This window comes from Stenotrophomonas sp. a6, assembly GCF_030913325.1.
Lineage (GTDB): Bacteria > Pseudomonadota > Gammaproteobacteria > Xanthomonadales > Xanthomonadaceae > Stenotrophomonas > Stenotrophomonas maltophilia.
In genome coordinates this window covers 4,031,728-4,043,082 of record NZ_CP133161.1, presented here as the reverse complement: position 1 = coordinate 4,043,082, position 11,355 = coordinate 4,031,728, and the positions used below count along the sequence as shown (strand labels likewise).

Genomic DNA, 11,355 nt, shown 5'->3' with positions numbered 1-11,355 from the left:
TGCGGCCCACCGCAGCAGCGGGGCGTGGATCATGCCTGCGGCTCCTGCAGCGAACCGTTGCGCAGTGCGCGCTGCTCGCGGCGGCGCGCCAGCCATTCGGAGAAGCGTTCCATGTACAGGTAGATCACCGGCGTCGTGTACAGCGTGACCAGCTGCGACAGCAGCAGGCCGCCGACGATGGCGATGCCCAGCGGGCGGCGCAGCTCCGAGCCGATGCCGGTGCCCAGCGCCAGCGGCAGTGCGCCGAGCATTGCCGCGGCGGTGGTCATCATGATCGGACGGAAGCGCAGCAGGCAGGCGCGGCGGATCGCTTCATGCGCGTTGGCACCGGCGCGACGCGCCTCGATCGCGAAGTCCACCATCATGATGCCGTTCTTCTTGACGATGCCGATCAGCAGCACGATGCCGACGATGCCGTCCACCGACAGGCTCAGCCCGCACAGCATCAGCGCCAGCAGCGCGCCGACGCCGGCCGGTGGCAGCGTGGAGATGATCGTGATCGGGTGGATGTAGCTCTCGTAGAGCACGCCGAGCACGATGTAGATCACCACCAGCGAGGCCAGCAGCAGCCACACCACATCGGTCTGGCTGCCGGTGAATTCGGCGGCCTTGCCGATGAACTCGGCATGCAGGTGTGCCGGCATGTCCAGGCTGTCCTTGGTCTCCTGGATCGCACGCACCGCTTCGGACAGCGAATAGCCCGGCGCCACGTTGAACGAGACCGTCACCGCCGGCAGCTGCTGCTGGTGGCTGACCACCAGCGGCGCACTGCTGACCTTGCCTTCGGCCAGCGCCGACAGCGGGATGATGTTGCCGGCGCCGACCGTGATGCCGGTGTTCTGCGCGCCGATGCCGGTGGCGGTGGACGAGTTGGACGAGGTGACCTGGCCGAAGCTGGTGGCATTGGTGCCGGTCAGCGCGCCGGCGCCGTTGGAAGCCACGGCCAGCTGTTCCATCAGCGCGGTGCTGGTGCGGAACTCCGGCGCCACTTCCAGCACAACCCGATACTGGTTGAGTTCGGTGAAGATGGTCGAGATCTGGCGCTGGCCGAAGGCATCGTAGAGCGTGTCGTCGATGGTCTGCATCGGCACGCCCAGCACACTGGCCTTGTCGCGGTCGATGTTCAGTTCAAGCGCGCGGCCCTGGTTGGACAGGTTGTTGTCCACGTCGGCCAGTTCCGGGCGCTTGCGCAGCGCTTCGGTCAGGCGCGTGGCCTGCGTGGCCACCGTTGCCGAATCCACGTCCGACAGCGAGTACTGGTACTCGGTGGCGGCCACGCGGGTGTCCAGGGTCACGTCCTGCACCGGCTTCAGGTACAGCGCCACGCCCGGGATTCCGGCCACCGCCTTCTGCAGGCGCGGCAGGATCTCATCCAGGCCATCACGCTGGCTGCGCTCCTTCAGCACGATCGACAGCTGGCCCTGGTTGAGCGTGGGGTTCATGCTGCCGGCACCGATGAATGCCGACACGCCGGTCACGTCCGGATCCTGGCGCAGGGCTTCGGCGACCTGCCTGGTGCGCTGTTCCATCTGCGGGAAAGCGATGTTCTGGTCGGCCTGCACCACGCCGGTGATCAGGCCGGTGTCCTGCTCGGGCAGCAGCCCCTTGGGAATCAACACGTACAGCAGCACGGTCAATACCAGCGCGCCACCGGCCACGGCCAGGGTCAGGCGCTGGTGGCCCAGCACCCAGTCCAGGCTGTGCTCGTACAGGCCGACGGTGCGCGTCCACAGGTTCTGTTTGCCGGCCGCCGCTGCGCGCTCATGCGCATCCTCGCCCTCGGGCAGGGCATCGGGCTTGAGCAGGTAGGCGCACATCATCGGGGTCAGCGTCAGCGAGATCAGCATCGACAGCACCACGGCGATGCTCAGCACCCAGGCGAACTCGTGGAACAGGCGGCCGGTGACGCCAGGCATCAGCAGCAGCGGCAGGAACACCGCCACCAGCGAGACCGTCAGCGACAGCACGGTGAAGCCGATCTGGCGTGCGCCGATCTCGGCCGCTTCCTTGCCACTCTTGCCCTGCTCGATGTAACGCACGATGTTCTCGATCATCACGATCGCATCGTCGACCACGAAGCCGGTAGCCACCACCAGCGCCATCAGCGACAGGTTGTCCAGCGACATGCCGGCAAAGGCCATCACAGCGAAGGTGCCGGCCAGCGACAGCGGCACCGCCACCGAGGGGATGATGGTGGCCCACAGCCGGCGCAGGAACACGAAGATCACCGCCACCACCAGGCCGATGGTGAGGATCAGGGTGAACTGCACTTCATGCACCGAGGCGCGGATGGTCTCGGTGCGGTCGTTGAAGATCTCCAGGTGCACGTCGGCCGGCAGCACGCCCTGCAGCTGGGGCAGGATCGCGCGGATGCGCTCGACGGTCTGCACGATGTTGGCGCCCGGCTGGCGACGCACTTCCAGCAGCACCGCCGGCTTGCCATCGGCCCAGGCCGCCAGCTGGTCGTTCTCCACGCCGTCGACCACCTCGGCCACGTCGGACAGCCGCACCGGGCGGCCGTTCTTGTAGCTGATGATGGTGTCGCGGTACTCGGCGGCGCTGGCCAGCTGGTCGTTGGTGCCGATGCTGTAGGACTGGGTCTTGCCGTTCAACGAGCCTTTGGGCGCATTGACGTTGGCCTGGGTGAGCGCGCTGCGCAGCTGTTCCAGGGTCAGGCCCATGTTCGACAGCTGCGCCGGATTGACCTGGATGCGCACGGCCGGGCGCACGTTGCCGGCAATCGAGACCAGGCCGACGCCCTGCACCTGCGACAGGCGCTGGGCCAGGATCGAGTCGGCGTAATTGTTGACGTCGCGCAGCGGGCGCGTGTCAGAGGTCAGTTTCAGGGTGACGATGGCCGCGTCGGCCGGGTTCACCCGGTTGTAGACCGGCTGGTAGGGCAGCGACGAGGGCAGGGTGGCCTGGCGGATCGCCGCCTGCACGTCCTGCGCGGCGATGTCGATGTCGCGGTCCATCGAGAACTGCAGGATGATCGTGGACAAGCCAGCCGACGAGTCGGAGGTCATCAGCTCCAGCCCGGAGATCTGCCCGAACTGGCGCTCCAGTGGCGTGGTGACCAGCGAGGCCATGGTGGTTGCGTTTGCGCCGGGGTACTGGGTGGTGACCACCAGGCTGGGCGCATCGATTTCCGGCAGCGCCGACACCGGCAGCTTGCGGTAACCGAGGATGCCCAGCAGCAACAGGCCCGCCATCAACAGCGAGGTAGCGATCGGGCGGCGGATGAAGATCGTCGAAAAGCCCACGGACTGATCCTTGCTGGCACTTCAATGTCGGCGCCGGCGGGTCCGCCGGCGCGAGGGAGAACCGTGGCCTGCGCTCAGCGCGGACCGCCACCGCGACGGCCACCGCCGCCACCGTTCTTCTGTTCGGCCGCCTTCAGCTCGGCCTCGGTCGGTGCGGCCGGGGTTTCGCCCGGCTTCAGCGCGGTGACCTTGCTGCCCGGCTTCAGGCGGAACTGGCCTTCACTGACCACCCGCTCGCCGCCCTTCAGGCCTTCGGCGATCTGCACCTGGCTGTCGCCCACTTCCACGCCGCTCCGCACGGTCTGCATCTTCACCGTGTTGTCGCCCTGCACGACGTAGACGTACTCGCCATCCGGCCCACGCAGCACGGCCTGGGTCGGAATGACCACGCCGCCGGCAATCGTGCGCAGCTGCATGCGCACGTTGACGAACTGGCCCGGCCACAGGCCGTTGTCGGTGTTGTCGAACAGCGCGCGCGCCTTGAAGGTGCCGCTGTCGGCACTGATCAGGTTGTCGACCACGTCCAGCTTGCCGTCGCCGGACAGCACGTGCGAGTCGGCGCGGTCCAGTGCCGCCACCGGCACCGCGCCGGCGGCCTGCGCCTGGCGCACGTCGCCGAGCTGGCGTTCGGGCAGGTTGAACAGGACGTGGATCGGGTGGATCTGGGTCAGGGTGACCAGCGCGGTGCCCGCGTTGACCACGTTGCCCGCGTCGACCGCGCGGATGCCGGCGATGCCGGTGATCGGTGCGGTGACCCTGGTGTACTGCAGCTGCACCTGTGCCGAGCGCATGCTGGCTTCGTTCGCCGCGACTGCGCTTTCGTACTGTGCCACTTGGTTTCGCTGTGTATCCAGATCGGTCTTGGCGACGAACTGGCGGTACTCCGGCGCATTGGAGCGCTGGTAGTTGGAGCGCGCGGTGGCCAGCAGCGCCTCGTTCTGGCGCTTGGCTGCCGCGGCCTGGTCGTAGCTGGCCTGGGCGGTGCGTGGATCGATCACTGCCAGCACGTCGCCCTTCTTCACTTCCTGGCCTTCGCGGAAGTTCAGGCTCATCAGCTGGCCACCGACCTGCGGGCTGACGGTGACGGTGTTCATTGCCGTCACGGTACCCAGTGCGCTGGCATACACCGGTACGTCCTGGTGCGTGGCCTCGACCACGGTCACCGGCACCGGGCCGGCATCCGGGTCTTCGCCACCCTGGCGCGCTCCCGCTGCCGGCTTTCCAGCCTTGTCCTTGCCCCCGCCGATGACGCGCAGGCCGACCACGGCCAGCACCAGAACCGCCACGACCAGCAGCACGATCTTCCAAACACGTGACATTACGAGGACTCCAAGAGGGCTGGACGGGGCGCGGCCCCGGTTGGCAATGCGCAAAGCATACCTGTGCCACATCACGTTTCCTGCATGACGGATGGGACGGGCGCTAAGACCGGATCCGGCCGCGGAGGTTCCCGTGGCGGCGGTGTTGCCCTACATTCAGCTGGACCCCTCTTGCTGTGGAGATTGCGATGCGCCGTTCGCTGCTGCTGTCCGCCCTGCTGCTGGCCCTGCCGGCCGTTGCCCACGCCCAGGACGGGCAACGCCCCGAAGTGACCGCCGCTGCCCAGCGCCTGCAGGCCAAGGTGGTTGAATGGCGCCGCGACTTCCATCAGCACCCGGAACTGTCCAACCGCGAGGCGCGCACCTCGGCCGAGGTCGCCAAGCGCCTGCGTGCGATGGGCTTGAAGCCGAAGACTGGCATCGCCCACCACGGCGTGGTGGCGATCATCGAAGGCGGCAAGCCCGGCCCGAAGATCGCGCTGCGTGCGGACATGGACGCGCTGCCGGTAACCGAACAGACCGGGCTGCCGTTCGCCTCCAAGGCCACCGACCAGTACCGCGGCCAGACCGTGGGCGTGATGCATGCCTGCGGCCATGACGCGCACACCGCCACCCTGCTGGGCGTGGCCGAAGCGCTGGTGTCGATGAAGAAGGACCTGCCGGGCCAGGTGATGCTGATCTTCCAGCCGGCCGAGGAAGGCGCACCGCCGCCGGAAGAGGGCGGTGCCGCGCTGATGCTGAAGGAAGGCCTGTTCGCCGACTTCAAGCCGGAGGCGGTGTTTGGCCTGCATGTGTTCTCCAGCGTGCAGGCCGGCCAGATCGCGGTTCGCGGTGGCCCATTGATGGCCGCCTCGGATCGTTTCGGGATCAAGGTGATCGGTCGCCAGACGCACGGCTCCGCACCGTGGAACGGTGTCGACCCGATCGTGGCCACGGCCGATCTGGTCGGTACCGCGCAGACCATCGTCAGCCGCCGCGCCAACCTGTCCAAGCAACCGGCGGTGCTGACCTTCGGTGCGATCAACGGCGGCATCCGCTACAACATCATTCCGGACGAGGTGGAGATGGTCGGCACCATCCGCACCTTCGACGAGGGCATGCGCCAGCAGATCTTCGCCGACCTGCGCAACGTCGCCGAGCACACCGCCGCCGCGCACGGTGCGAAGGCGGTGACCGACATCTACGAATCGGAAGGCAACCCGGCCACGGTGAACGACCCGGTGCTGACCGCGAAGATGCTGCCGAGCCTGCAGGCGGTGGTGGGCAAGGACAACGTGTACGAGCCACCGCTGCAGATGGGCGCGGAGGATTTCTCGCTGTACGCGAAGGACGTGCCGGGGATGTTCTTCTTCGTCGGTTCCACCAGCGTGGGCATCGACCCGGCGACGGCGCCGGCGAACCACTCCCCGAAGTTCCTGCTGGATGAGAAGGCGCTGGATGTCGGACTGCGCGCGCTGCTGCAGGTGAGCCTGGATTACCTGCACGGTGCCGGCACTCCGGCGGGGTGAGGGTTTCCGGCAGGGCTTGCAGCCCTGCACCCGCTTGGATCAACGGCAACGTCAACGTCAAAAGCGGGCATTCCGTGGGATGGCGGGGTGGGTCCGGTTGAGGGGGACGCCGTAAACCCGTCCATGGGGGCTTGGCCGCGGCATCCATGCCGCGGACACCCCCTCAACCGGACCCACCCCGCCTTCGACAGTTTCCCGCGGCTGTTGGTGCCCGCTGCTGTTGGTGGGTGCCGACCGTTGGTCGGCACGGCAGGCGTCATGAATGTCTGAAGGATCGGCTTCTGATTTTGATTTTCCTGATCTTTCCCGTGGTGGTGGTGGCGCGCAAGGAACTGTCAGGGGCCGGGTGGGTGGGCGGGGCGGGGGTGTCCGCGGCATGGATGCCGCGGCCAAGCCCCCAAGGACGGGTTTACGGCGTCCCCCGACCCGCCTACCCACCCGGCCAAGCCGATAGACCGCCTTCCACGACCAACCAACAAAACCACCACGGAGGGGCTCCGCCGTTGGCCGGCCCGGCCGAAGGCACGCCGTCCGCGCGATACAATGACCCCCATGAACACCCCACAGGATTCCAGCCTCGGTCGCGAGGTCAGTTACCCGTCGCAGTACGATCCCGGCCTGCTGTTTCCCATCCCCCGCAGCGGCGCCCGCGCCGAAATCGGCCTCGATGACGCCGCGCTGCCGTTCGTCGGCCATGACCGCTGGCACGCCTTCGAGCTGAGCTGGCTCGACCCGCGTGGCAAGCCGCAGGTGGCCGTGGCCACCGTGCAGGTGCCGTGCACCTCGCCGCGGCTGATCGAATCGAAGTCGTTCAAGCTGTACCTCAACTCCCTCAACAGCACCCGCATCGACAGCGCCGAGGCACTGCGCGCGCGCATCGTGGCGGATCTGTCAGATTGTGCCGGTGCGCCGGTCCAGGTCGAGTTCGGGCTGCCGGGCCTGCGCGAGACGCCGCTCGGTGAATCCATCGACGGGCTGGAGCTGGAGATCGACTGCTACGGCCCGCCGCAGGCGGACTTTCTCTCGGCCAATGCCGGTGAGGTGGTGGAGGAGACCCTGGTCTCGGCACTGCTGAAGTCCAACTGCCCGGTCACCGGCCAGCCGGACTGGGCGACGGTCAGCCTGCGTTACCGCGGGCCGAAGATCGATCGTGCCGGCCTGCTGCGCTATCTGGTCAGCTACCGCGAGCACGCCGAGTTTCACGAGCAGTGCGTTGAGCGGATCTTCAGCGAGGTGTCTGCGCGCTGCCAGCCGCAATGGCTGGAAGTGGAGGCGCGCTATACCCGCCGTGGCGGCCTGGACATCAATCCGTGGCGTGCCAGTCCCGGCATTGCCGCCCCGGCCGCGACCTACCGCGAACTGCGCCAGTAACCGCCGGAGGCGGTTGCCCGTTGTGCCGGGCCATGCCCGGCGAACACCGGCCAGCGGCCGGCACTACCGGGCACCGTCTCTCCCGATTGTTCAGCCGCCCCCCGGGGCGGCTTCACATCTGCACCATCCCCATTTAACAACCGCCATGGCACCGTGCGAGCCACGTAGTCATGCAGACGGGAGTTGTGGATGAGTACCGAGAAGAAAGCCGATTTCTCCGGCGTCAGCGCCAGCGTCGACAGTACCGCCGAGCAGGTGCCGAAGGCGGACTTCTCCGGCGTGAGCGCTTCGGTGGACAGCACCGCCGAGATCGTCAGCGGCGGCACCTATACCGTGCAGAAGGGTGACTCGCTGTCGAAGATCGCCAAGCAGCATCTGGGCGACGCCAACGCCTGGAAGAAGATCTTCGAAGCCAATCGCGATGTGCTTGACGACCCGGACAAGATCTTCCCGGGCCAGACCCTGAAACTGCCGCCGAAGTAAGCCGGCGATCAAACGCCGTCCGACAATCCCTGGGAGGAACCCCGAATGATCAAGACCACCCCGCTCCAGACCGCCCTGATCGCCGCCCTGTTGGGCAGCGTTGCCTTGGTCGGTTGCAAGAAGAAGGAAGAGTCGACCGACACCAACGCCGCTCCGGCCGCCACGGCTCCGGCCGAGCCGGCAGCGCCGGCACCGATGACCGGTGCACCGCCGCCGATGGCGGAAGCTGCCGCGGTCAGCGTTTCCACCGTCACCGTGGGCAAGACCGCTGCCGCCGACAAATCGGTCGCCCCGGCTGCACTGTTCTCGCCGAAGGATGATGTCATCGTCTCGGTCAAGACCGATGGCGCCGCCAACAACGTCAATGTCGGTGCCAAGCTGACCTTCCAGGACGGCCAGGTGGCCGGCGAACAGACCGCGACCCTGAATGCCAGCGGCGCGGAGACCACCAACGTCACGTTCAAGAATGCAAAGGGCTGGCCGGCCGGCAAGTACCGCGCCGAGGTCACGGTCGATGGCAAGGCGGCTGGAACGCCGCAGGAGTTCGAGGTCAAGTAAGTCCTGCCGACTCTCTCCCGGCAGGACTCACGATGGACGCAGCCGCAAGGCTGCGTCCTTTTTTATTGGCCGGTGGCTGGCTTCATCCATGCATGGCGTGGATTCACTGACGGCGGCGTTCGCGCAGATCCACGCCGCGCGTGGATGGATCACAGCGTTGCCGCCGTGCAGTACCGCCGCGTATGGCGCGGCTTTGCCCCGCGCGGCTGAAAACGCGACAATGCAGGGGTTTCCCCGCCGCGCGCCCACCCTGACGGCGACGGGGGAAAGCGACACGGTTGCACGTGGCCCGGCGCTGGCGCCGGCCTTCCCCTGAGCATTGCTACAGAGTCCAAGTCCCCCATGTCCAAGATCCTCTACACGCTGACCGACGAAGCACCGTTCCTGGCGACCCAGTCGCTGCTGCCGATCGTCGACGCCTACACCGCCACTGCCGGCATCGTGGTGGAAACCCGTGACATCTCGCTGTCCGGCCGCATCCTGTCGCAGTTCCCGGAACTGCTGTCCGACGCGCAGAAGGTCAGCGACGACCTGGCCGAGCTGGGCCAGCTGGCGACCACCCCGGACGCCAACATCATCAAGCTGCCGAACATCTCCGCCTCGGTGCCGCAGTTGAAGGCGGCCATCAAGGAACTGCAGGACCAGGGCTATCCGCTGCCGGATTACCCGGAAACCCCGGCCGACGACCAGCAGCGCGACTACAAGGCGCGCTACGACAAGGTCAAGGGCAGTGCGGTGAACCCGGTTCTGCGCGAAGGCAACTCCGACCGTCGTGCACCGCTGTCGGTGAAGAACTACGCGCGCAAGCACCCGCACCGCATGGGCGCCTGGGCGTCGGATTCGAAGTCGCACGTCGCGCACATGGCCGCCGGCGATTTCTACGGCAGCGAGAAGTCGGCCACCCTGGCCAACGCCGGTGCGCTGAAGATCACCTTCCACGGCAAGGACGGCAGCGCCGTCGTGCTGAAGGAAAAGACCACGGTCAAGGCCGGCGAGATCGTCGATGCCGCCGTCATGAGCCGCAAGGCGCTGGCCGCGTTCATCGGTGAGCAGATCGCCGATGCCAAGGCCCAGAGCGTGCTGTTCTCGCTGCACCTGAAGGCGACCATGATGAAGGTCTCCGACCCGATCATGTTCGGCGTGGCGGTCAACGAGTTCTACAAGGACGTGCTGGCCAAGCACGCCGACGTGCTCAAGCAGGCCGGTTTCGATGCCAACAACGGCATCGGTGACCTGGCCGCGCGCCTGCCGTCGCTGCCGGAAGCCACCCGCGCCGCGATCGAAGCGGACCTGGCCGCCGAGTACGCGCAGCGTCCGGGCGTGGCCATGGTCAATTCGGACAAGGGCATCACCAACCTGCACGTGCCGAGCGACGTGATCGTCGACGCCTCGATGCCGGCGATGATCCGCGACTCGGGCAAGATGTGGAACGCCGAAGGCAAGCTGCAGGACACCAAGGCGGTCATTCCGGACCGCTGCTACGCCGGCGTGTACCAGGCCGTCATCGACGACTGCAAGGCGCACGGCGCCTTCGACCCGGCCACCATGGGCTCGGTGCCGAACGTCGGCCTGATGGCGCAGAAGGCCGAAGAGTACGGTTCGCACGACAAGACGTTCCAGATTGCTGCCGACGGCGTGGTCAAGGTCACCGACGATGCCGGCAACGTGGTGTTCGAACACGCCGTGGAAGCCGGTGACATCTGGCGCATGTGCCAGACCAAGGACGCGCCGATCCAGGACTGGGTCAAGCTGGCCGTCGAACGCGCCCGCCTGAGCAGCACCCCGGCCGTGTTCTGGCTGGATGCCGCCCGCGCCCACGACGCGCAGGTCATCGCCAAGGTCGAGCAGTACCTGAAGAACCACGACACCACCGGCCTGGACATCCGCATCCTGCCGCCGGTGGAAGCCACCGCGTTCTCGCTGGACCGCATCCGCAAGGGCGAGGACACCATCTCGGTGACCGGCAACGTGCTGCGCGACTACCTGACCGACCTGTTCCCGATCATGGAGCTGGGCACCAGCGCCAAGATGCTGTCGATCGTGCCGCTGATGGCCGGTGGCGGCCTGTTCGAGACCGGCGCCGGTGGTTCGGCCCCGAAGCACGTGCAGCAGTTCGTCGAAGAGGACTACCTGCGCTGGGATTCGCTGGGTGAGTTCCTGGCCCTGGCCGCGTCGCTGGAACACCTGGGCAACCGCTACGACAACGCCGCCGCCCGCGTGCTGGCCAAGGCGCTGGACGAAGCCAACGGCCAGTTCCTGGACAACGACAAGTCGCCGTCGCGCAAGCTGGGTGGCATCGACAACCGTGGCAGCCACTTCTACATCGCGCTGTACTGGGCGCAGGCGCTGGCCGCACAGGACGAAGATGCGGCACTGAAGGCACGCTTCGCACCGCTGGCCAAGGCACTGACCGACAACGAGCAGAAGATCGTCGAAGAGCTGATCGCGGTGCAGGGCAAGGCCGTGGACATCGGCGGCTACTACCGCCCGGACGTCGCCAAGGCGAGCAAGGCGATGCGCCCGAGCGCGACCTTCAACGCCGCGCTGGAGCAGCTGCGCGGCTGATCCATCGCCGTTCGGTTGTGACACCGGAACCCGCGCTTCGGCGCGGGTTTCTTTTGGGCTCCGGGTCAGAACCCTTTTGCCATGCAAAAGGGTTCTGACCCCATTCGACCCGCGTCCAGAACCGTGATTCCCGTCGGCTGTCGGAATGTCGTCAACGAGGCATGAAACTTGCCCGCGATGGCCGTCGCAGAACTGATCGGACACCGTCTGCAACCGCCCTCGATCTGAGCAGTCGATCACGACGGCTGCCGCTGGCGATGCCCTAGCCTTGGCGACGCGAGGCCACCG

General features: G+C 67.1%; 7 protein-coding genes. 5 read left to right on the top strand and 2 right to left on the bottom strand.

Annotated features, from left to right (window positions below):
- Positions 1–29 precede the first annotated feature (29 nt).
- On the bottom strand, positions 30–3,263 hold the full coding sequence (locus Q9Q79_RS18540; protein WP_059035625.1) for an efflux RND transporter permease subunit: 3,234 nt from the start codon (positions 3,261–3,263) through the stop codon (positions 30–32).
- A 74-nt stretch (positions 3,264–3,337) separates the two neighbouring features.
- Positions 3,338–4,582 carry an efflux RND transporter periplasmic adaptor subunit gene (locus Q9Q79_RS18535; protein WP_043034293.1) on the bottom strand — a complete coding sequence of 415 codons (1,245 nt, stop codon included), beginning with the start codon at positions 4,580–4,582 and terminating at the stop codon, positions 3,338–3,340.
- A 188-nt stretch (positions 4,583–4,770) separates the two neighbouring features.
- On the opposite strand from Q9Q79_RS18535, the gene Q9Q79_RS18530 reads away from it, so the two are divergent.
- From Q9Q79_RS18530 to Q9Q79_RS18510, 5 genes are all read left to right on the top strand, one after another.
- The gene (locus Q9Q79_RS18530) at positions 4,771–6,090 is read left to right on the top strand and encodes a M20 family metallopeptidase (RefSeq protein WP_201864005.1); all 1,320 of its coding nucleotides are present in this window, start codon (positions 4,771–4,773) and stop codon (positions 6,088–6,090) included.
- A gap of 552 nt (positions 6,091–6,642) precedes the next feature.
- A complete protein-coding gene (gene queF / locus Q9Q79_RS18525) occupies positions 6,643–7,461 on the top strand; it encodes an NADPH-dependent 7-cyano-7-deazaguanine reductase QueF (protein ID WP_012481425.1) in 819 nt (272 codons plus the stop codon).
- A 189-nt stretch (positions 7,462–7,650) separates the two neighbouring features.
- On the top strand, positions 7,651–7,944 hold the full coding sequence (locus tag Q9Q79_RS18520; protein WP_005411287.1) for a LysM peptidoglycan-binding domain-containing protein: 294 nt from the start codon (positions 7,651–7,653) through the stop codon (positions 7,942–7,944).
- Positions 7,945–7,989: 45 nt separating this feature from the next.
- Positions 7,990–8,502, top strand: coding sequence for a hypothetical protein (locus tag Q9Q79_RS18515; RefSeq protein ID WP_005411286.1), 513 nt, complete (start codon positions 7,990–7,992; stop codon positions 8,500–8,502).
- 342 nt (positions 8,503–8,844) lie between these two features.
- A complete protein-coding gene (locus Q9Q79_RS18510) occupies positions 8,845–11,067 on the top strand; it encodes an NADP-dependent isocitrate dehydrogenase (RefSeq protein WP_201864003.1) in 2,223 nt (740 codons plus the stop codon).
- The last annotated feature ends 288 nt before the right edge of the window (positions 11,068–11,355 follow it).